This window comes from Streptomyces sp. DSM 120436, assembly GCF_055778765.1.
Genome location: NZ_JBSKBS010000001.1, coordinates 3,744,262 through 3,766,600, shown reverse-complemented (window position 1 = coordinate 3,766,600; position 22,339 = coordinate 3,744,262). Strand labels below are relative to the sequence as shown.

Annotated in this window: 13 protein-coding genes, 1 tRNA gene and 4 pseudogenes; 9 read left to right on the top strand and 9 right to left on the bottom strand. The window is 69.2% G+C overall.

The features are described 5' to 3' along the window. The first annotated feature begins 795 nt into the window (after positions 1-795). The 4 genes from ACWH4W_RS16845 (at position 796) to ACWH4W_RS16830 (ending at position 8,870) form a co-directional block, all read left to right on the top strand. The gene (locus ACWH4W_RS16845; protein WP_473077523.1) at positions 796-6,000 is read left to right on the top strand and encodes a DUF6531 domain-containing protein; all 5,205 of its coding nucleotides are present in this window, start codon (positions 796-798) and stop codon (positions 5,998-6,000) included. Continuing rightward, entirely contained in the window at positions 6,000-6,266 is a 267-nt protein-coding gene (locus tag ACWH4W_RS16840) for a hypothetical protein (RefSeq protein WP_473076539.1), read from the top strand. The genes ACWH4W_RS16845 and ACWH4W_RS16840 overlap by 1 nt, the downstream gene beginning before the upstream one ends. A 1,518-nt stretch (positions 6,267-7,784) precedes the next feature. Then, positions 7,785-8,339, top strand: a complete 555-nt coding sequence (locus tag ACWH4W_RS16835) for a hypothetical protein (RefSeq protein WP_473076538.1) — start codon at positions 7,785-7,787, stop codon at positions 8,337-8,339. 228 nt (positions 8,340-8,567) lie between these two features. Continuing rightward, positions 8,568-8,870 carry a hypothetical protein gene (locus ACWH4W_RS16830; RefSeq protein ID WP_473076537.1) on the top strand — a complete coding sequence of 101 codons (303 nt, stop codon included), beginning with the start codon at positions 8,568-8,570 and terminating at the stop codon, positions 8,868-8,870. A gap of 480 nt (positions 8,871-9,350) precedes the next feature. On the opposite strand, the gene ACWH4W_RS16825 is transcribed toward ACWH4W_RS16830, so the two are convergent. After that, positions 9,351-10,490: a PucR-like N-terminal domain-containing protein gene (locus ACWH4W_RS16825; protein WP_473076536.1), complete on the bottom strand. Its 1,140-nt coding sequence runs from the start codon at positions 10,488-10,490 to the stop codon at positions 9,351-9,353. Between the two features lie 87 nt (positions 10,491-10,577). Here ACWH4W_RS16825 and ACWH4W_RS16820 point away from each other — a divergent pair, with 87 nt between their 5' ends. The 3 genes and pseudogenes from ACWH4W_RS16820 to ACWH4W_RS16810 form a co-directional block, all read left to right on the top strand. Then, on the top strand, positions 10,578-11,633 hold the full coding sequence (locus tag ACWH4W_RS16820; protein ID WP_473076535.1) for a ferredoxin reductase: 1,056 nt from the start codon (positions 10,578-10,580) through the stop codon (positions 11,631-11,633). A 7-nt stretch (positions 11,634-11,640) separates the two neighbouring features. Beyond that, positions 11,641-12,759: a fatty acid desaturase family protein gene (locus ACWH4W_RS16815; protein ID WP_473076534.1), complete on the top strand. Its 1,119-nt coding sequence runs from the start codon at positions 11,641-11,643 to the stop codon at positions 12,757-12,759. A gap of 468 nt (positions 12,760-13,227) precedes the next feature. Continuing rightward, positions 13,228-13,392 (top strand): annotated as a pseudogene (locus ACWH4W_RS16810) (succinyl-CoA--3-ketoacid-CoA transferase); the annotation flags it as partial. 188 nt (positions 13,393-13,580) lie between these two features. Here ACWH4W_RS16810 and ACWH4W_RS16805 read toward each other — a convergent pair. Next, positions 13,581-13,654 (bottom strand) — tRNA-Met (locus tag ACWH4W_RS16805). An 893-nt stretch (positions 13,655-14,547) separates the two neighbouring features. Continuing rightward, positions 14,548-14,631, bottom strand: a pseudogene (locus tag ACWH4W_RS16800) (PAQR family membrane homeostasis protein TrhA); the annotation flags it as partial. A 53-nt stretch (positions 14,632-14,684) separates the two neighbouring features. Here ACWH4W_RS16800 and ACWH4W_RS16795 point away from each other — a divergent pair. Next, positions 14,685-15,146 (top strand): hypothetical protein, encoded by a 462-nt coding sequence (locus ACWH4W_RS16795; RefSeq protein ID WP_473076533.1) that lies wholly within the window; start codon positions 14,685-14,687, stop codon positions 15,144-15,146. Between the two features lie 255 nt (positions 15,147-15,401). Here ACWH4W_RS16795 and ACWH4W_RS16790 read toward each other — a convergent pair whose 3' ends face one another. The 3 genes from ACWH4W_RS16790 to ACWH4W_RS16780 form a co-directional block, all read right to left on the bottom strand. Next, positions 15,402-15,605: a cold-shock protein gene (locus ACWH4W_RS16790; protein ID WP_030052720.1), complete on the bottom strand. Its 204-nt coding sequence runs from the start codon at positions 15,603-15,605 to the stop codon at positions 15,402-15,404. A 179-nt stretch (positions 15,606-15,784) separates the two neighbouring features. Continuing rightward, on the bottom strand, positions 15,785-16,423 hold the full coding sequence (locus ACWH4W_RS16785) for an IS110 family transposase (protein WP_473076532.1): 639 nt from the start codon (positions 16,421-16,423) through the stop codon (positions 15,785-15,787). A 521-nt stretch (positions 16,424-16,944) separates the two neighbouring features. After that, on the bottom strand, positions 16,945-19,728 hold the full coding sequence (locus tag ACWH4W_RS16780; protein ID WP_473076531.1) for an ATP-binding protein: 2,784 nt from the start codon (positions 19,726-19,728) through the stop codon (positions 16,945-16,947). A gap of 92 nt (positions 19,729-19,820) precedes the next feature. On the opposite strand from ACWH4W_RS16780, the pseudogene ACWH4W_RS16775 reads away from it, so the two are divergent. Further along, a pseudogene (locus ACWH4W_RS16775) lies at positions 19,821-21,041 on the top strand (helicase associated domain-containing protein); the annotation flags it as partial. Between the two features lie 2 nt (positions 21,042-21,043). Here the strand turns inward: ACWH4W_RS16775 and ACWH4W_RS16770 are convergent. From ACWH4W_RS16770 to ACWH4W_RS16760, 3 genes and pseudogenes are all read right to left on the bottom strand, one after another. Beyond that, positions 21,044-21,694 (bottom strand): annotated as a pseudogene (locus ACWH4W_RS16770) (low temperature requirement protein A); the annotation flags it as partial. Further along, complete coding sequence (locus tag ACWH4W_RS16765) at positions 21,691-22,050, bottom strand: putative antibiotic biosynthesis monooxygenase (RefSeq protein WP_473076530.1); 360 nt, start codon at positions 22,048-22,050, stop codon at positions 21,691-21,693. The pseudogene ACWH4W_RS16770 and the gene ACWH4W_RS16765, both read right to left, overlap by 4 nt. A gap of 112 nt (positions 22,051-22,162) precedes the next feature. Continuing rightward, positions 22,163-22,339 carry a hypothetical protein gene (locus tag ACWH4W_RS16760; protein ID WP_473076529.1) on the bottom strand — a complete coding sequence of 59 codons (177 nt, stop codon included), beginning with the start codon at positions 22,337-22,339 and terminating at the stop codon, positions 22,163-22,165.

Below are 22,339 nucleotides of genomic sequence, written 5' to 3'. Positions count from 1 at the left end.
AACGACAGTCGACACGCCTGTGACTGGACACGTCGGTCAAAGATCTCATGAGTCAGCCCCCGCCCGGGACGGCACCGCGCCACCGTCCCACTGCTCCCGGCACAACGGCATGACCCGAGCACAGCCGGATGGCTTCGTCCGAACCGGTACTCAACCTGCCCCGGACGGACTGACAACGAGTTGACTTCTCGCCCACTCGTGACCGGCATTGACAGACAGCCTGTGACCCGCCTTACCGGCAGTCCTTCATCGACCACGGAACGAACGACCTCGAACTCTCGTTCGGTAAGCGGTCGGCCACAAGTCCTGTAGCGGCTGCGCGAGGCCGGAGAAAGATCCCGCTCAAGCAGCCCCTTCTTCCGTTTCCGGCCCGCTGCCTGCCCTTAACTCACCGTCGAGGGTCCGTTTACCCCCACCGTCTCGCGCTCGGGATCACCTTCGCGCCAAATCGAGCGGCCAAGCGGAGTCCTTCGTCCACTCAGCCAGCAGACCCATGGCCAGGGTGAGGGGGACCCCGTCGCGTTTCGGCCCCGATTCCCGCAGCACGTTAGTTCGAGGGTTCTCCTGATCATGCATCACCGCGACCTCTCTTCACTCCTGACCCACAGGTGATGCACTGTGCGCACACAAGCGCGAAGACTCGTCACGGCCTTTCTGACCCTGGCTCTACTGGTGATAGCGGGTGTCGTCCCCTCCTGGGCGTTGCCCCGGGACCGTCTGCCCTCCACAGCCACCGCGACCATCGCACAGGCGCAGGTCCGGACAGCTGCCGACCTGCCCAAGCCCCCCGAGTCCATGACGCTGGCCGAGCGGCGCAGGCAGGTCGACGAGGACCGGCACGAACGGTCGCCGATGCGCGAGTACATGAACGCGCCGGAGAAGAAGCCCAGGGACGAGCCCCACAGCCGGCCGGACAAGAACCGCGTGGAGCGTGGGCCCGCCGCCGAGTCGAAGGTGGCTCTGCAGCCCCTCGCCGCGGCGGCCGAGAACCCGACGTGGGTGTCGTCCTGGGCCACCGCGTACCCCGGCATGCTGTCGATCGGCGGGCAGGTGAAGCTGCCCAAGCGCGGATCGTCGTACACCGGAATGTGGCTGTACGTCCTGGACGAGGGCGGCTACCCCGTCGTGCAGCAGGAGATCAAGAAGGCCACGGACGACCCCAGCGGTGACACCCCGGACACCGGGGCCTGGTGCTACGACTGGTGGGCGAGCAACTCCTATCCCACGGACCAGTGTTTCTGGTGGGCCGGCAGCGCGCTGGGCGGAATTCTCGAGGACGGCAAGGAGTACTACGCCTGGGTCTTCCTCAACAGCGCCGACGGGACGTCGAGTCCGGGCGGCACCACCTCGCCGCTGGTGGAGGCGTTCTACACTCCGGTGATCCCCGGTGCGCAGGCGGGAATCTGTACTTGCTACGCACAGGCGCACCGCGCCGACCCGGTCAACACGGCGACCGGCATGTTCTTCGAACAGCTCACCGACGCCTCCCTGGTGAGCCCCGGTGTGCCTCTGGCCCTGGAGCGCACCTACCGCTCCGACTCGAGCGCCGTCGGCCTGCTGGGGCGCGGCTGGGCGACGCCGTTCGATGCCAAGCTGACCGTGGCGACGGGGAAGGTAACCTACCGGACGGACGACGGGGCGTCGTTCGTCTTCACCCAGAACAGTGACGGCACATACACCGCCCCGGCGGGTTCTGCGGCCAAGCTGGTCAAGGGCGCGAGCACCTACACGATCACCACGCCGGACCACACCAAGCGGACGTTCAACAGCAGCGGCCAGCTCACTTCCGTGGTCGACAGAGCCGGCAAGGGACTGACCCTGACGTACGCGTCCGGCACGCTCGCCTCCGTCAAGGACGCCGCCGACCGCACCACCACGTTCACGCCCGGTGCCGACGGGCTGCTGTCCAAAGTGGTTCTGCCGGACGGCACGTCGGTGTCGTACGGCTACACCGGCGGTCTGCTCACCTCGGTGACCGACCCGGCCGGCAGGACGTCATCGTACGCCTACGACGCGAACAAGCGACTGTCCTCCTACACGGACCCGGCGGGCGGCAAGGTCACCAACGTCTACGACACCGCGGGCCGCATCAAGTCCCAGACCGACCAGAACGACAAGACCACCACGTTCACCTGGGACGGCAAGAGCGAGTCGCACACCACAGCGCCCGACGGCGGCGTGTGGACCGACGTGTACGCCGGCAACGTCCTGATGGAGACCATCGACCCGTACGGCAAGAGCATCACCTACGACTACGACCGCCACCTGCGTCCTGTCGCCATCACCGACCAGCGCGGCAACACCACGGAGATGACGTACGACAGCGCCGGGCGGATGCTCACCCGCAGCGCCCCCTCCGCGCTCGGTTACGTGGAGAGCTGGACCTACGACGCCGCGGGCAACATCACCAGTCACACCGACGGCCGCAAGAACAAGACGACGTACACCTACAACACATCGAACCAGCTGACGTCCACCACGGACCCGCTGGGCGGCAAGACCGGCTACACGTACACCCCGCTCGGCTCGCTGGAAACCGTGACGACGCCGCGCGGCAAGGTCACCACCTACGGCTACGACACGGCCGGCAACCGGACCTCGGTCACCACGCCGCTGGGTGAGAAGACGACGTTCACCTACGACAAGGCCGGCCGGATCCTCACGAAGACGGACCCGCGCGGCAACGTCACCGGCGCCGACCCGGCCGACTTCACCACGACGTACGCCTACGACGGCCGCGGCCTGCTCAGCTCGGCCACCGACCCGCTGGGCCGCACCACGACCTACCAGTACAACGGGGCCGAGCAACTGACGTCGGCCAAGAACCCGGCGGGCGACACCACCACGTTCACCTACGACGACGCCGGACACCTCACCCGGACCACCGACCCAGCCGGCAACTCCGTCACCCGCGCCTATGACGCGAGCGGACGCCTGTCCTCCCAGACCGACGCGACCGGAGGCAAGACCACCTACACCTACGACAAAGTGGGACGCCTGCTGAGCAGCGTCTCGCCGCGCGGCAACGCCACCGGCGCCGACCCGGCCGCCCACACCACGAGTTACACCTACGACGCGGCCGGCAACACCATCAAGGTCACCGGCCCGACCGGCGCGTCCACCACCACGACCTACGACGCCATCAACCGGCCCCTCACGGTCACCGACCCGCTGGACCGCACCACCAGCTACACCTACGACGCCAACGGCAACGTCACCAAGATCACCGACGCCGCAGGCGAGACGGTCACCTCCGTCTACGACAAGAACAACCGGCTGGCCAGCAGCACCAATCAGCTGGGCAAAACCACCTCCTACGGCTACGACGCCGACGGCAACCTGCTCAGCCGCACCTCCCCGCTCGGCCACAAGTCGAGCTGGACCTACGACGGTGACGGGCGCCAGGCCACCGCAGTCGACCCCCGCGGCAACGCCACCGGCGCAGACCCGGCCCTGTACACAACCACCTACGGCTACGACCCGGCCGGCAACCCCACCACGGTCACCGACCCGCTCGGCGGGGTGACCACCACCGCCTATGACGCCGTGAACAACGTCGTCAAGCAGACGGACGCCGACAAGCGCGCCACCGCCTACGGATACGACAAGCTGGACCGGCTGACCGAAGTCACCGCTCCGGGCGGTGCAGTCACCACGTACGGCTACGACACAGTGGGCAACGTCACCGAGCGCACCGACGCCAACGGCCACGTCACCACGTACGGCTACGACGCGGCCCGCCGCCGCACCTCGGTCACCGACCCGCTGCAGCGGGAGACCACCTACGCCTACGACGCCGCCGGCAACCTCACCAAGAAGACCACGCCCCGCGGGTCCACCGGCTACACCTACGACCCGCGCGGCCTGCTCACCAAGGTCGACTACTCCGACTCCACCCCCGACGCGACGTTCGGCTACGACGACGCCGGACAGCTGACCGCCCGCGCCAACTCCAAGATTTCCGAGGACTTCGTCTACGACGCGGTCGGCAACCTCACCAAGACCCGCGGCTTCGCCTACACCTACGACGCCGCCGGGCAGATGCTCACCCGCAAGTACTCCGACGGCAACACGATCACCTACACCTACGACAACGACGGCCGCACCGCCACCATGCTGGCCGACGGCAAGACCACCACCTACACCTGGGACCCGGCCGGCAACCTCACCACGTCCGCGCTGCCCAACACCGAGACGGAGGACCGCACCTACGACCGGGCCGGCCGCCTCACCGCCGTCACCTCCGCCAAGGCCGGCACCACGGTCACCAAGACCGCGCACACCCTCTCCCCCGCGGGCCTGCCCACCCACGTCGACATCACCCGCGCCAACGTCGGCACGACCGGCTACGACCTCACCTACGACACCGCAGGCCGCCTCACCTCCGGCTGCTTCCCCCAGCCCTGGGTCGCCGGCTGCGCCACGAGCCGCGCCACGTCCTACACCTACGACAAGGTCGGCAACCGTCTGACCTCCGCCCTCGGCACCACGTCCACCAGTTACACCTACGACGCGGCCGACCAGCTCACCTCCACCACCACCGGCACCACGACCACCGCCTACGGCTACGACGCCGAGGGCAACCAGACCAAGAAGGGCGCCGACACCTACACCTACGACCTGGCCGGGCAGATCTCCGCCGCCACCGTCGCAGGCGCCGCCTACACCTACGACCACGACGCCAGCGGCAACCAGGTCGCCACCCTCAAGGACGGCGCGGTCACCCACCGCACCCAGTGGGACCCCAACGCCCCGCTGCCGATCCTGGCCACCGAATACGACAGCGCCTGGAGCATCAAGCAGTCCTTCCGCTACGACCCGCTCGGCCAGCCCACGTCCGTCAAGACCGGCGCCGGGACGCTCTTCTACTACCACCACGACACCCAGGGCTCACCGGTCGACGTCACCAACAGCGCCGGCACCCTCTACCAGCGCTGGGCCTACGACCCGTTCGGTACCCGGGTCCTGGGTACCGTCACCGGCGGCGCCCCCGCGAGCCCTCCCTCCTACACCGGCGCCCGCTACGAAACCACCACAGGCAACCTCGACCTCCACGCCCGCCAGTACAACACCACCACCGGCCGCTTCACTCGACCCGACCCCGCCACCCGCGCCCGGACGACCCCGCACATATCGCCCTACGCCTACGCCGACAACGTCCCCACCCTCCTGACCGACCCCAGCGGACTGACCCCCGACGACCCCAACAACGACCGCGTCGACAGCCTCGGCGAAGCAGCGGGCATCTTCGGTGACGCGTTCGTCGACGTCTTCAAGTCCCCCTTCGTCTTCCTCGGAGACGCGTACGACGCATTCACCGGCCAGAACGGCGGCGCCGGCGCCTTCGTCGACAAGTACCTTCCCGTCCGCCCCGCCTACCGCCTCTACCGCGCCGAATACATGCTCCGCCAGCAGGGCTGCGACGCCCTCGCAGACCTGTACGCCGAGACCGCCGAGGAACTCACCCAACAGATCGTCCTCGTGGGAGTCGGCGGACTGACCGGCTGGCGTCGGACGGCCGTGGCCCCCGAAACCGCGACGGTCAATGTGGGGAACCTGAGGTTCGGCCTCGGAGGTGGCGGCGTGACCAGGGGATACGGAGGCATCCCCTACAAGACCCCGATCACGGAGCAGCTCAAAGCACTGGTGAACCCTCAAGGCGGCAACACGAACTGCCGTGCCTGCGCTGTGGCAGTCGACCGCCTGCTGGCCGAGGGATCCCCGTCCTCAGCGCCCGGAGGTCTCAGGGCGGGCTCCACAGCACCCATCGAAGCGTTGTACGGCGGACGCCAGTTCAAAGCGTCCACGCTCTCGGGCATCGTCAATCAGATCAAGAAGGCGGGAAATGGTGCCCGAGGTATCGTGATGGGTCAGAAGGGAAGGCAAGCCCATGTCTTCAACGTGGTGAACATCAAGGGAGACGTGGTGTTCCTGGATGGTCAATCAGGGCATGCCGACCTCTCACCGTGGCGCAACTTTTCCCTCCTGAGGACAGATTGATGCTGGACATAGAAGAGGCGACCGAGCTGGCCAAGAAGTTCCTGGACGAGAAGGTCAGCCACGAGGGCATGGCCCTTGCGCTCGTCGAAGGAGAGCGCGCCCAAGTGGGAAGCACCTTCTACTTCGACTGCCAATCGGTCGCTTACCTCCGTACCGGGGACCTCCGGGACCTGGCTGTCGGCACGGGCTACGTTCGCGTCGACGGGGAAACAGGGGAGTGCCACATGCTGGGAGCAGCCGAGTCCGCCCAGCTCGACCTGTTCTGACCTACCTTGGCACGCCCTTTGGTGTGACGTCATGAGAAAACAGGCCGGTGGCATGCGGCGATGTCCGGCGCGTGCCACCGGTCCGGTAACGTCGCACGTCTGCGGGACACCGATCAGAACCGCGGGTCGGGGAAGTCCTTCCGGGCGGGAGACGCCCCGATACCGACGAGACGCCCGGCGGGCTCTGTCCCATGCCGGACCCTGCAACCCACCTGTCCGGAAACCTCGCCGGGCCAAACCTGCGGCTTTCTACCGAACGCCGCTGTCACACGCCTGTCACCGACTGCGTCGACTCCCTCGGACCAGGATGCCCTGACCTGGCATTACGTGCTCATTCTGGACTGGCCTGGACGCCCACGGACGGTATTCACCACCTGTGCCATGTGGTACCCAGTGAGGGACCGAGGATCAGGACCGGGGCCTCCGCCGGCCCGTCGCCCGTCTTGGCCTGGGCGCGCCCGCCCGCGCAGCACCGCCCGGGCCGCGTTCTCAGCATCGAGTGGGTCGGACTTGCCTCGCCGTCGGCGGTCGGCCCGGTCGAACCGGTTCACATCGAAAACGTCCACGCCCTGGGCCAGCAGGTAGCGGGACAGGGCCGCCCCGAAGGAACCGGTCCCTTCCACTCCGGCCCGCCGCCCGTACCCGACGCCCTGGCCCACCCCAGCAGGTTGCGGTAGCCGGCCGCGGTGGCCGGGAACTCCTGGGTGCCGATCACTTCCCCCACCAGGGAGAGCACGGCGGCCACATGGGCATCCCGGTGCGTGTCCACTCCCAGGACCACCTCCCTCGCCGGCCGACGCCGACAAGGACGCGAAGCAGTGGACGTGCCGGTCATGCTCGTTCCCTTTCAGGCCGACGGCTTATCGCGTAGCCGGCACCGGGCCGTGCGGACGGTCAGAATCGTGATGACGCCTTTCCGGCAAGCCCCTATCGAGACACGTCCATCAGCCCGAGACCAACAGTGCGCAGTCCCCTGGCCGGCGGTCGACACAGTGTGATCAGGACACCCCGGTCAGAGATCTCAGGAGTCAGACCCCGCCGTAGGACAGGCACCCGCCCACGGTTCTCGGCCCAACCGGCTTCCGGCCACGTCAGCCCGCTCGTTCGAGCGAATTGACTCGAAGCACCGGTCGCCTACCACCGGAACTGGCACCATGCCGCCGTCGTGCGTCACTTCGAGTCGAAGGCGGGCCATTGGAACGGCGGGTCAATGAGCGGCAGCTGTCGGTGTTGCAGTGGGTGGGAGCCGGGTGCCCTGCAGGCGTATGGAACACAAGCTCCTACAAGACCACCCGCCAGGCACTCCACAGCCGTGGCCTGGTGACGGTCTCCCGGAAGACCGGGCAGTGGAGCGTCGCCCTGACAAGCGCCGGTCGGCACTACCTGGCGCACGGCACGTACCCTCCCCGCGGATCACGCCCGCGGAAGACCCAGGCCGCCGGTCCACGACCTAAGTCCACCAGAGCGCAGGAGACTCCGGCCACCGAGCGGAAGCCAAGCCCTCCCTCACATCCTCGTGTGACGTTCACGGAGCAGCTGTTACAGGAGCTCGCGGAGGCCGGCGGCAGGATCGTCAAGAGCGGCAGCGGTCCCGGCTTGGAGAAGTGGCCGTCCCGCGTCGCCGCCGCACGCAGGTCCGGAAGGGTTCCGGAGACGAAGGAGCTGTACGGAAACCGGTGCCGCGACGGGTACGAGATCAAGCTCGTCGTCATCCCCGCCTGGCGCCTTGCCGTCCTGGACCCCGTCCCCGTGCCCTCGCGGCTCACTCGGCCGCACACCGTGGTGCGGGCCATGCAGAACGAACGCCAGCCGCTGGGCCTGACCAAGCCCGTCCAAGGACGCGTTCTCCGGCTCATCCAGGCACTGATCACCGCCGCCGAGGCCGAAGGGCACACCTGCTCGGCCGGGCAGACCGGCTTCGCACCCCCACCTCATCGCCGCCGCAGGGCAAATCCCCACTTCACCATCACCGCACAGGGCCAGACAGTGGGGTTTGTCGTCCTCCAGGAGCAGGACCGGGCCGAGCACGTCGCCACCGAGAAGGAACCCGCCGACGCCAAGAAGCACTCCTGAGTCAGAATCCCCCGCTTCGACTACACCCCGTCCGAACGCCTCCGCATCATCCTCAGCGGCGGCCAGCCACACCGGGCGAGCGAATGGACCGACGCTCCCGGCCGCGCCCTCGAACAGCAGCTCGCCGAGCTCGCACAGGAGGTCACGCTGCGCGGCGAAGCCGCCGAACGCAGACGCCAGGACGAGGCCGAAGCGGCACGCCACAAGCGCATCCGCTGGGAAGCCGCCATGGAACAAGCCCGCATCCGGTACGCGGAGGCGTACCGCGTCCAGCACCTGGAAGCCCAGGAAGCGGCATGGCGCCACGCCACCGGACTGACCCAATACGTGAGCACCGTACGCACGCGAGTGGACATGCCTCCGGGCCAGGCCAGAACCGAAGCCGAGGAATGGATCAGCTGGGCAGCGGCCACCGTTGAACGCCTCGACCCATTGAACACACCGCCCCGGCTGCCCGACATTCCCAAGCCACAAGCCGACGACCTGAAACCCTTCCTCGGGCACTGGAGCCCTTACGGTCCCACCTACTGAACGCCCGCACCGCACATTGTGCGCCCACAACCGCAGTTCAGGAGCTCTTCGCGACCGGTTCAATCGCGGCACGCCGGCCTGGTGGATCATCGGAAAGATGTCGACCTGAGCGATCTTCGGAAAGCCCGAGGTCAGATCCTATTTCCTGGCCCTTCTCCATGCATGTGGGCGCCCCGGGAGCCAAACGGGCGTCACGGCCGACAGTCCGCCCTTTCAACCCGGTCGCTCCAGCCTTCGCCAACACCCTGCTCGAAGCGACCGGCGTCCTCCTCGGCCAACTCCCGCTCAGTCGCGACCGGGTGCGGCTGGTCGTGCGAGACGCGGGCCTGACGGACCGGCAGGTGGGCGACTCGTGGTGGAACGCTCCCTGTCAGCCGACCTGCTGCACCTTGATCGCGTCGTTCACCCGAACCGTCCCGGCTGGGACACCGAGCACGATGCCGGGATCCGCCGGGAGTTCGTGGACGGTCGAAGTACGCGTCAGCTGTCCCGAAGACCGACAGCCAGCGTCAGTTCGAGGACCCGGTGTGGCGATGCGAGATCCGGAAACAGCTCCCGCAGCTGCGACATCCGGTACCGGACGGTCTGGGGATGGACGAACAACGCCGCCGCGACCTCGTCCCGCCTGCCTTGGTGCAGCAGCCACGCCCGCAACGTCTCCTCCAGCCGCCGTGCGGTCGTGACAGGCAAGGTGTGCAACGGTGCGAGGGCTCGGGCACGCAGGTCTGCGTACGCGTCGACGTCGGCGCTCAGCACGAGCTCGGGCAGGTGGTCCTCGGTGTCGCGGATATCAGAGGAGAGGGAGCGCGCGCGTAGGGCTCGTGCGTACGAGGCGGACGCACGAGCCCATGGCCGGGCCGGGCCGACCACTGCGGTGCGGTCGGTCAGCTGCCGCAAGAGATGTGATCGGTCGGCATCGGGGACGAGCAGCACACCGGTGGCGTCCGGCAGATCGTCGAGGACGAGGGTGCTCGGGTCGAGCGCGCGGTAGGCAGGCCGGGCCTGGGCGGCGGGCAGCAGGACCGCCGTCAGCGAGTCCGGGGGCTGCCATCCGGCACGTTGAGCAGAGGCCAGCAGCACGTCCGGGCTCGCGCCGGCGAGGAGGTCGCGGGCCAGGTGTTCCAGGTGGCGCTCGTGAGCCCTGCCCCGGGCGACCAGTTCGTCGGCGTGGCCCGCGGCGCTCGCGGCGGAGAGCTCGTCGATGTAGGCGAAGGTCAGCTCGGCGAACTTGGCGACCTCGGCGGCGGGCAGACCTGCGGACACGGCGCCCGCTGCCAGGCATCGCCAGGCCACGCGGGCGCCGACGCGGTAGGCGCTGAGCAGGGCGTCCATCGAACGGCCGTCGCGCACCTCGCCGCGGCCCAGCTCGTAGGCCGCGTCACCGCCGCCGCCGCCCGTGGCGTTCCCGCTCGCGAGGTCCAGGTAGTGCCCGAGGGCGGTGCGGACGGCTCGGCGGATGGTGCCGCCCATGCTGCCCGAAAGGGCGTTGGCGTAGGGAGGGACCTCGTCGATGATCGCCTGGACGACCTCGTCGGCGGTGGTCTTCAGCGCGGCCCGAAGTGCGGTGACCGTCGTCTCATCCAGGGCCAGTTCGCTGGCCCTCCGGATTGCATGGCTCACGTTTTTGTTCCCTGTGAACAATTCAGCCGACCAGATTCACATCCTGCGGTCAGGACTTTACGCCTCAAGGCGCAGCAAGCTGGAGTCATGAGTAGTGCAGCCCTCCGCAGCAGGGCGTGGAAAATGCTGGAGCTGGTCACGACGCCGCTGCTGCCGTCGGACTACCTCGACCTGGTCAGCCCGCTGCGTGCGGGCGCTGACCTGCGGGGGCGCATCGAGGCCGTGCACCCCGAGACGGATGACGCCGCGACTGTCGTGATCAGACCGGGACGGGGCTGGCGCGGCCACACGGCCGGTCAGTACGTGCGGATCGGGGTGGACGTCGACGGGGTGCGCCTGTGGCGTGCCTACTCCATCACCTCGCCGACCGACCGCCAGGACGGCCGCGTCACGATCACCGTGAAGGCGATCCCGGACGGCAAGGTCAGCAACCACCTGGTCCACAGGGCGAAACCGGGCACACTGATCCAGCTCGACCAGGCGACCGGTGACTTCGTGCTGCCGCGGGCCAAGCCCGCCAAGGTGCTCTACCTGACGGCCGGCAGCGGCATCACACCCGTGATGGGCATGCTGCGCGACACCGAGCTCGACGACGTCGTCATGGTCCACTGCGCGCCGCGGCCGCAGGACGTGATCTTCCGCGACGAACTGCACGGCCTGGCCACGGACGGGAAGCTGCGGCTCACCGAGGTGCACACCGACACTGACGGCATGCTCGACATCGCCCGTCTCGACGAACTCGTGCCCGACTGGACCGAGCGCGAGACCTGGGCCTGCGGGCCCGCGGGTCTGCTCGACGCCGCCGAGAAGCACTGGAGTGAGCACGGCGTCCCAGAGCGCTTGCACATCGAACGCTTCCGCCCCAGCGTCGTCGCCACCGGTGACGGCGGCGAGGTCACGTTCAGTACCACCGGCAAGACCGTCGACGCGGACGGCGCCACCCCGTTGCTGGACGTCGGCGAGGAAGCCGGCGTGCTCATGCCCTCCGGGTGCCGCATGGGCATCTGCTTCGGCTGCGTCACGCCGCTCAAGGCGGGCGCCGTCCGCGACCTGCGCACCGGCGAGATCACCGAGGCCGAGCCGGGCGTCCTCATCCAGACCTGTGTGTCCGCCGCGGCGGGCCCCTGTGACATCGAACGGTAGGAGCACCTTGACCGCCATCGACCCCACCGCCCACCTGACCGCGGAGCAGATCGAGGAACTGGGACGCGAGCTGGACGCGATCCGCGACGAGGTGATCGCCGACCGCGGCGAGAAGGACGCCGCCTACATCCGTAAGGTCATCTCGGCGCAGCGCACGCTCGAGCTGGTCAGCAGGGGCGTGCTGCTGTTCTCGCTCTTCCCGCCCGCGTGGGTGCTCGGCACCGCCGGGCTGTCCGTGGCGAAGATCATGGACAACATGGAGATCGGCCACAACGTCCTGCACGGCCAGTGGGACTGGATGCGGGACCCGAAGATCCACTCCACCACCTGGGAGTGGGACCACGTCTCGCCGGCCGACCAGTGGAAGCACTCGCACAACGAGCTGCACCACACGTACACCAACGTGATCGGCAAGGACAACGACCTCGGCTACGGCATCATGCGCGTCGACGAGGACCAGAAGTGGCACCCGTTCCACCTCGGCCAGCCGCTGTGGAACTTCATCAACGCCTGCTTCTTCGAGTACGGCATCGCGGCGTACGACCTGGAGCTCGGCAAGAACCTGCGCAAGCGCCGCCGCAAGGACCCGGAGTTCCGCGCGCGGGCCAGGGCCGTGGGCCGCAAGATCCGCAAGCAGGTGCTCAAGGACTACGTGATCCACCCGCTGCTGTCGGGCCCGTCGTTCCTCCCCACGCTCGCCGCCACGTTCACCGCGAACCTGGTCCGCAACATCTGGTCCCACTCCGTGATCATGTGCGGGCACTTCCCCGAGGGCGTACAGGTCTTCGAGCGCCGGTCGATCAAGGGCGAGACACGCGGCCAGTGGTACCTGCGCCAGATGATGGGCTCGGCGAACATCAGCGGCAGCAAGGCCATGCACTTCATGACCGGCAACCTCTCGCACCAGATCGAGCACCACCTGTTCCCGGACCTGCCGAGCAACCGGTACGCCGAGGTCGCGGTGAAGGTGCGCGCGCTGTTCGAGAAGTACGAGCTGGAGTACGTCACCGGGCCGCTGCCCAAGCAGGTGTTCTCCGCGTGGTGCAAGGTCTTCCGGCTCTCGCTGCCGAACAAGAAGCCCGAGGTCAAGACGCCGGACCGTGAGCAGGAGCTCGTCGCCGCCTGATTGTTGCAAGCGCCTGGCTCACGAACCCGAGGTCAGGCGCCCTTGTCCGCAGGCTCCAGAAGCGCCACCCACTTCACGTGATGCGTCATCGGAAACACGTCACAAGGTGGGTGGACGGGAGGAGAATGTGCAGTTCACATGGGGTGCCTTGGGCGCGGGCTGTGAGGCGGCCGGAGCGTCAAATGAGCGTCATGTCTGGCGGACTCTCTCTCCTCGTGGCCGGTACCGGGCTGTCCGCGTTTCTGATGCCCGTGGCCGTCATGTTGCTGCTCGGGCGGCAGGTCAGCTGCTGGAGGCGCTGCGGGATGCCCGACGCAGCGCTCGCCACCAGGCCGCCCGGGCCAACCCGGTGGGCCGGTGATGAGGCTGGACATCAGGACCGACTCGTCGCCGGGTTCCACCTCGTGCACATCGGCGTCCGCCCCCGGGCGCCTGCCCGAGTGTGGCTCATGCGTCGAATGTGACGGGGCGAAGGACGGCCTGCCCTGGCGGTACGCGCCGGACGGTTCGGTCGCCCTCGCCTCCCCGTCGAAGGAGAGCCGCGAGTTCCACGGCCGCCCCCACGTCCTGGAGTACGGCATCACCACCGACTTCGCCTTCGTCTGGGCCTGGCGCGGCGACCTGCACGGCAACAAAACAGATTGCCGCCTTGTGTCAGACCCACGATCCCGTGAGCACGGTGGCTGAGGCGGCGTACGGCCTCGGTGCAGCCCAGCGCGTTGACGCCTTCTGCGACCGCGGTGCCCTGTTCGCCGAGAGCCAGGTCCGAACCGGCACACACGCAGTGAAGGCCCGGTGGATGCCGGGCCTTCACGTTTGAGTAGCGGGGACAGGATTTGAACCTGCGACCTCTGGGTTATGAGCCCAGCGAGCTACCGAGCTGCTCCACCCCGCGTCGGTACGGTGAACTGTACGGCACCGATCGGAATCGACCCAATCGACTTTCGCATGCGCTCGTCGCGCTGGTCGTCATCCGCCTGTGAACAAACAAGCAGACTCGTCGGACGAGCGAGCACCCCCGGAAGCTCCCCGTCGAGACCGCACACCCACAGTCATGCACATGGCCGCCTGTCCATGCAGCGCCGGAGGAGGACGCCATGCCCACTGCGGCGTCCGAGCGTCGGTTCCGCCCAGGGGGACTCGGTGGTGTCCGGAGGAAGGCCGCCGCATCGCCGACGTCTTGCTCGGCAGGATTGATGTCCAGGGTGGTGGTCTCGTCGCCGGTTGCCTTCACCGCGCAGGAAGAGGGTGCTGCGGAACCGCCACGACGACTTCGTCGGCGTACGGGAAGGGGGCGACGGTCGCGAAGACGGGTCGGGCGTCGCAGACGGTGACCCGGTACCCGAGTAAGCATGCGGCCTGGCTGAAGTCGACGGCGCCGAAGATTGGCAGCGGGGCGGAGCACATGCACGGGAACGAGGACTGAGAGCTTCTCGGGGCAGCTGTCAGGGCCCCCTCCGGTATCGATCACGGCGTGCTCGGATTCCCTGAACGTGTGTGTTGCCGCTCATGGTCGAGCACGTCCTGGCCACCGCCATTCCCTCATGTCTTCCGCCTCGAACACGGGGCGCCTACCATCGCAGGTCGACTGAAGGCCGCTGTCTCGCCTTCTCTCGCTCCTCTGTCCCTACCCTGCCCCACCAAGCGCCGCATCCCGGAAAACAGCCGACTTGCAGACAGGACTGCGGCGGATTTCAAGCAGGGGGATGCCCAGGGACCGCCCCGCCCGTCCCGGAGCAACACGCGGCAACGTGTGTGACAAGCGGCGCGAGCCCGAACCCGGCGCGGTCAGTAGGTGGCGAGGGAGATGGCGGCGTAGTGCGCGGTGAACGCTGCCACGGTCAGGGCATGGAAGACCTCGTGATAGCCGAACCCTGGAACACCAACTGGACCTGGCTCCGCGTCTCGAGGCGAGCCAGCTCGATGTGGAGGGCGTCGCCGGCGTCGCAGTGGTCGCAGCCGCCCACTCCGATCGCTATGCGGCCACCGGCCATCTCCTCGGGCTGCTGGCCGCGCTGCCTGCCCCTACCGCGGCAGGAGAGCGCTTCTGGTCGGACCTGTGGAGGTCTTCGGGCACCGCGTACCTGCTGCCCGTCAACATCAAGGATTCGGGGCTGCGTTCGCTGGCAGGAGCGGGAACCGGCCTGGCCCGGCAAATCCTCTCGGCCGTCGATGAGATGCCCCCGCCCCAGCGCTTCGCGGCCGGGGAGGTGATCGGTCAGGCCCTTGTCGAGTCCGACCATCTGCCCGACCTCAAGACACAGGTCATCGGAGAACTGTGGCTCCGAGATCTCGAGCTCACCGCCTGGCGCGTCCTGCACGCAGACCGCAGGTCGGACGACCCGGCTGGGCGGAAAGCCTTCCTCGATGCCTGGACGAGCGTCTGAACGTCGGCTCCTCCGAGCTGCACGGTAGCCGCGCCAGACACGCGGCTCCCGTGCCCGACGACGCTTGCAGCGACTGAGGTCAGGAAGGTTCAAACCGAAGTGGCAGCGGCCCCGGGCCTTCACAGATCAGGGCCGCGCAGCCATGGCTGCGCGGCCCTGATCTGTGAAGGCCCGGCACGAGAGCAGGCGCCTTCGTCCAGGTGGGCGTCGGCCACCGGACGCGGCGCGCACGATCCCGCGAGCAGGTCTGCGAGGTCAGGCCAAGTTGATGTTCTCGGCCTGCGGGCCCTTCTGGCCCTGGGTGACGTCGAAGGTCACGGCCTGGCCCTCCTGGAGCTCTCGGAAGCCGGTGGAGTTGATCGCGGAGTAGTGCGCGAAGACATCCGGGCCGCCGCCGTCCTGGGCGATGAAGCCGAAGCCCTTCTCCGCGTTGAACCACTTCACAGTACCCGTTGCCACGTCTATGCCTTCCAGTCGATGAACGCCTACTACTCCGTACGGCAGACGGAGGTGATCGTCCTGGTTCCCGCGGCACAGCACAGCAAAACGCCCACACCAAAGGCGCGGGCAGGGAAAACCCCACCACGACAGCTGACGCAGACGCTCCACGCGCACACACCGGGTCACCACAGGAATGATCACGCCACACACGAGATCGTGCGTGCGGTGCCCGCCGACGCTGACGGGCACGGCCGCCCCTGTAACGCAGGGGTGCGGAAAGCCGGTCTGACCAGGTTGAAGACCTCGCGGGCCGCGTATCGCTTGAGGCATCGGATGATCTCACGGCGGGTGAACAGCTCGGCATTGCCCAAGCTCGACAACCGTTCCCGCGGAGCGGGGTCGGCGACGACCAGGAGGGCTTTGAGCTGGTTGATCACCTGGGTGCGGGCCTCGACCGCGGAGTCCTTGGCGAGCTTGTGGATCCGGGCGCTGTGCACCGGACCGTCGCCGGACTTGGCCCGGGCGCGGCCGCTGAGCACGGCCCGCGCTGCGGCCTGCGCGTCGAGCGGGCCCGACTTGCCGAGCAGACGGCGGGCCGACCGGTCGGGCCGGTTCGCTTCAAGCACCTGGACGTGCCGAGCCGGCAGGTAGCGGGACAGGCCCGCGCCGAAGGCGCCGGTGCCCTCCACCCCGGCCCGGCGCACCGTACCCCGTGTGCGGGCCCAGACGAGCAGTTGTCGGTAGCCGGCCGCCGTCGCTGGGAAGGACTCGGTGCCCAGGACCTTTCCCAGCGGGGGGACCACGGCCGCGACATGGACTTCGCCGTGCGTGTCCACGCCCAGGAGGACCTCGCGCCGAACGGGCGGATCCGTATCGGAGGAGGAGCTGTGCTCTTCACTCGTCAGGGCGGTTCACCTTCCGCGTCGTCATGTGCTGAGTAGCCGACACTGGCCCGGGCGGTCTGAACTGTGATGGCGCCTGATCATCGGCAAAGCCCCTACGGGGACACGCCCTGTGGCTCGGTGACAGCAGGAACCATCCCGCAACGACAGTCGACAGGCCCGTGACTGGACACTGCGGTCAAAGGTCTCAGGAGTCAGCCCCCCGTACGGGACGGCATCGCGCAACCGTCCCATCGATCCCGGTGCCTCAGCACGTCCCGACCACAGCCGGATGGCTTCGCCCGAACCAGTGCCCAAGCTGCTCCTCGTGGTCTCGCCCGGGTACCGGGCGGATTCGATGTCTCCACGAGAATGGCTCGGCCACCGTGCCGACAGCCTCCGTCAGCTGACTGACATCCGGCCGACGGCTCGCTTACGTCAGCACCGGGGCAGCGCCGAGACCCGGACGGCAGCTCTCACAGCCCGGTGGCCGGAGGCTCGGGAGGCAGCGCCTCCAGAGCGTCGCGGAGCCCGGCCCGTGACGTGATCCCCAGCTTCGGGAACACACGGTAGAGATGCGACGACACGGTCCGCGGCGAAAGGAACAGACGCGACGCGATCTGCGGGTTCGACAGCCCCGTCGCCGCCAGCCTGGCGACCTCCAGCTCCTGCGGGGTGAGGGCATCGCCGGCCTTGCCCCGGCCGGTCCGCGTCATCCCGGTGGCGCGGAGCTCCGCCGCGGCCCGGGCCTCCCACGAACGCGCCCCGAGCTCCTCGAAGCGGCCGCGGGCGGCGGCCAGCTGCCCCCGGGCCTCGCGGTTGAGCCCCTGACGGCGCAGCCTCTCGCCGTACGCCAGATGAGCACGGCCGACCTCGAAGGGCCACTGCTCGACGCCCGGCAGCCCGAGCGCCTCCTCGAAGCACCGGACCATGTCCTCGACAGCCGATGTCATCGCCGTGACCGTGGCCGCGCTCAGCGCGAACCGCGACGAGAGGTGACCGACACCGGCGTCGCGCAGCGCGTCCGCGTGCCGCCGCGCCTCCGCGTGCCGCCCGGAGCGCACGGCGGCCTCGACGAGGTCCGGCGCGGACCACACGGCCTCGGGATTGAACGCCGGCAGCACACCCGGGGCGCAGATCGCCGTGGCGTGCCGGAACGCCGTCTCGAAGTCGGCGGCGCCGAGGGCCGCCCGGGCGGCCGCCTGGTGGGCGCAGTTCTCCAGCCGCTGCAGGCCCCTGGGACCCGACCACCCCCAGATGTCCTCGCAGTGCTCCCGGCACGCGTCGAGGGCGCCGCGCTGGGCCGCGGCCATCGCAGCGACGTAGTGCCCCACCTGGGCGAACAGGTGGTACCCCGTCTCCTCGGACAGTGCGATGAGCTCGTCCGCGGCGCCGGCCGACGCCTGCCACCGGCCGGCGTACAGGTCGTCCAGGGCGACGAACATCAGGGCCGGCATGCTCGATCCCACCGCGCCGCCGTCGCGTATGACCCGGGACACGGCCTCGCGACAGCCCGGCAGCCGGTCGAGGTACGAGGCGGTCAGGGCGGTGCGGATGACCACGTCGGCGTCACTCTGGTCCCTCAGCCGCGCGATCTCCTCGTCCAGGCGGCGCAGCATGCCGTCGGTGACGGAGCCGAGGTCGTGGTGGACGCGCCCCAGCGACGCCGCGGCGGCGGGCGCCGCCTCGGGGGACCGGGCGAGCACGTCGACCAGAGGCTGCCAGTGCTCGGGCCGGCCCGAGTACTGGCTGGCGAGGATGAGGGTGAACAGCGCGGTCTCCAGCTCCTCATGCGGCGGTCCGGACATCACCGGGGCCTGCTCGACCGCCTCCATCAGGAGTGCATGGGCCGTATCGGCGTCGCCTTCCGTGACGAGCACCAGGAAGCCGGCCGTCGCGGCCGCCGAGAGCGACCGGGCCGCCGGATTGCCCTCGACCTCGCGCATGATCTCGTGGCTGACCTCCAGATGGCCTGTGACCCAGGCGGCGGCATAGGCGGCCTGCGACAGGCGGCGCCTGCGGTCCGCTCGGTCGGTGCTCAGCTCGGCCGCGCGCCGCAATCTCGCGATCGCGCCGTCAGCGTCACCGCGCCGCAGGCTGCTCCGGGCCGCCGACTCCACGACGGCGGCGACCGCCTCGTCGGGCGCCGTCGTGGCTCTCGCGAGGTGATCACCGCGCCGCTCGGGCTGGTCGGCCAGCGCGTCGGCCAGCCGGCGGTGGGCGCCGCGCCGCTGTTCACCGGTGGAACCGTCGACCACCGCGGACCTGACCAGCGGATGCCTGAAGCGCACCGCGCGGCCGTTCTCCGTGACCATGACCAGGTGGTCACGCTCCGCGGGAGCGAGTTCCTCAAGGCTGCCCGGCCCGCCGGCCGCCTCGAGGACGCCGATGTCGCCGGAGCCCTCAAGAGCCGCGAGCAGCAGTACCTCACGCGTTCCCCGCGGCAGTCGTCCGACGCGGGCGCCGTACAGAGCGCGGACATCCCGCCCCGGGCCGCTCGCCCGCCCCGTCCCTTGGCCGTGTCGGTCGCCGGACACCCCGGTGGACCCGGCGAACTCGAGCAGCGCCAGGGGATTTCCCTGCGCCTCGTGGGCCACGGTCGAAAGAACCCGGCGGGGAAGGTGAGCAAAGCGTCGGGACAGCAGCCGCAGGGCGTCCGCGTCACCCAGCGGCGCGACCTCGAGCTCCGGCAGACCGGTGGACCGGAAGGATTCGCCGGACTCCGCCCGCTGCGCTCCGAGCAGCCCGATGCGGCGGCCCCCCAGTCTTCTGGCGACGAAACCCACCGCGGCCCGGCTCGCCTGGTCGACGACATGAAGGTCATCGACCACGAGGAGCAACGGCCGCTCCTTCGCGGCCTCGTCGAACAGGGACAGTGCCGCGTTCAGGACGGCGATCCGGCTCGGCGCGGGACCAGCGCCGAGACCGAGGGCGACCTCGAGGGCCTCCCGCATGGAACGCGGCAGACGGCCGAGCTCGTCCGGCAGCGAGCCGACGAGCTGATGGAGCCCCGCGAAGCTGATGTCCGTCTCGTACTCGACGCCGCTCCCGCGGACGACCCGCACTCCCTTCGCCACCGCCAGCTCGGCGGTCGCGTCCAGGAGTGCCGTCTTCCCCACGCCCGGATCACCGGTGAGCAGCAGGACAGCTCCGTCCGTCCCGGCCATGTCCAGGAACGCCGCGAGCTCGGCGAGCTCGTCCTCCCGGCCGACCAGCCCGGTCGGGCCGACGCCCGTGCCTGTCCCTGACTTCGCCCACATCCGCCGCGTCCCTCGTCCTGCCTCGCGAAGCAGTCGAAACACTAGCCACGCACCTGACCAGGAAGTATTGCACCCACCGGCAAACGGAGCCTGAAGCCCTCTGCTTCGCCGACACCCGCAGCTCCCGCACGAAGATCATGCAGAACACCCGTCGGGCGCTGCAGCCCCACCGCAACGACAGCACCAAGGGCGCGCGGATCATCACGCCGGTCCTCCTCCCGCCCGGCAAAGACCGGCCGACACGGTCGCCCCCGCCGGCTACCGCCCCCTCATCGCCGTCCTCCAGAGGCCTGCGCAGTCATGATGAGACTCGTCGAGCAGCTCGCCTCCCGCGCCCACGCCAGCGGACAGCGCACGATCCACGTCCGACGCGACGAAGACGACGGATCATCGGCGTCGGCACCGGCGGCGAGGACGACGGCGAAGACCAGGAACACGCCGACGCCGCTGCCGAGTCCGCCCTGCTCCACTTCTCCACCCCGCGCGGCCCAGCGACCATCGCGGCCTTGCTGCGCACCCGGGTCCACCGACCCGGACCCCGGATCTGGCCGCAGGGCTGACAAGCCCTGCGGCGCTGGCGAGCCGGGAGCGGGATCACCAGCCTCTACGCCGTCCCGTACGACACGGGACCGGGGTTGGCGCGACGAAGGCCTCTCCGCTTGGGAGTGGCTTCACCAGCAGGGAAAGGCGCTGCGGGCGGGCGAGCTGGAACCGCGGCGCAAAGAGCTGCTCGACGCACGCGAGGCCGGGATGGCCTGGGAACCGGGCGAAGAGGCCTGGGAGGCCAAGCTCGCCGCACTACGGTCCTACCGGCGGGCTACAGGGCACCTCGCACCGCGTCAGGAGGCAACGGGGCGAGAGCTAAGCGATGGCGCCCATCGGGCAACACTTGGCCAACCTCCGGCAGGGGCGGCCTCGGGAAGGCCCCGGGCGGGCCGCGGAACACGCGAAGCAGCTCGCCGCGATCGACCCAGACCGGAAATTGTCCCCTGGTCCTGGACTGGCAACGCCACTACCGCGTCCTCGCCGACCTGGCCGACGCCGACGGCAGCCTTCCCGAAATCCGGCCCAGAGTGCTGATGGACGGCGCCGGCATCGGGCGGTGGCTCCAGCGGCAGACCCAGCCGGGCACATGGGCGCAGCTGTCGACCGAACAGCAGGAGCGACTGTCCGGGTTGGGCATCAAGCCCGCCGAGGCTCCGTCTGGCGCCCCGGCGGCAACGCGTGCGGCGAAGGGGGGCCCGAGCAAGGCGCAGCAGGCGTTCTGGCGCGGCCTGGCAGTCCTCGCGCAATGGGTTGAACGGGAAGGCGCCCGGGCGATGTGGTGGGGGTGCCACGGCGTGGGGTGGGCCCGCTCCGCATACAGCGGTACGGCCTTCTCCAGTGGCGCCATCACCAGGAAGACCCACGGGCGGCCGGCCTCCGGCAGGGCCAGCAGCCCCAGCCGGCGGATCTGGCACAGCCCGATGGCGTACCGCAGCGCCATCGTCCGCTCGGAGCCCTGGCTCGACCGCGCCACGCGCAGCCACTGCGCCGTCATGGCGAGCCGCATGATCACATAGCCCAGGACGACGACCAGGTACGCGTGTTCCTCGAACGCGTGGGAAGACGCCTGCCGTCAGGACGAGCACGCCGGCTGTCTGGATCAGCGTGACGATCCGGTACAGCACGTCGTCGTTGCCGTAAGCCGAGGCGAACCACGTGGAGTTCATCCACGCCCACCAGATGGCGAAGAGGATCATCAAGGAGGTGAGGATCCCCTCGCCCGTGTGTCCCTCGCCTACGGCGTGCACCAGTTGGGCGCCTGCCTGGGCTGTGGCCACGATGAAGCACAGGTCGAAGAAGAGCTCCAGTGAGGAGACGCCGCGGTGGGTCTCGTCGCGGCCTCGCGCCGTGAGCCTGCGCAGTGGTCTGTGGTGTGCGGGCGCCGCGGAGCACACCGCGGCGGAGCCGGGCTGCTCGTCATCTGGTGAGCCAGGCTCCGAAATGCCGCTGCAGTCGGGGATTGATCTGCCAGACCATCGCTGCTGCCGCCGCCGGGACGAGTACAGCGAGTCGCACCGGCAGGTACAGATCCTCCAGAACAGGGTTCGTGGCCAGGCCCAGCAGGACGATGGTGGGGTAGATACCGCACACGGTGAGGAGCCACAGCTTCCAACGCCGGACGGCGGCCGGAACGGTGGGGCCGAGCCGGGGTTCGGCGTTCGCGGACGCGTTCCGGCTCTGCTCCCGGAGCGTGTGCCGGATGTCCGTCACCGCCGGTGGGCTTGGCAGTCCAGGACCGTCGGCACCGAAGGCATGGGAAACAATTCCCTCGTTCATGGACCACTCCAAATCGACATGCTGCGTATCGTTTTGATTCCATCGGTTCCTGCGCGACCGAAGCGATGTCGGCGCTGCGTGAGGGGCTGCCCGCGCGCAACAGCGGCAGCAGTTACCGGGTGAGCAGCACAGCGCTCAGGTGGTTCACCGCCGGCCGCTGCTGGTATCCGTCCGCTGACATGCTTCGGATGGTGCCGCTCCAGGTGAAGCCCGCACACGCGTTGTTGACCAGCATCCCGTGCGGGGAGGAGGACGGCCCGGCGCCCAGGTGGGCGCTGGGCCAGGTCAT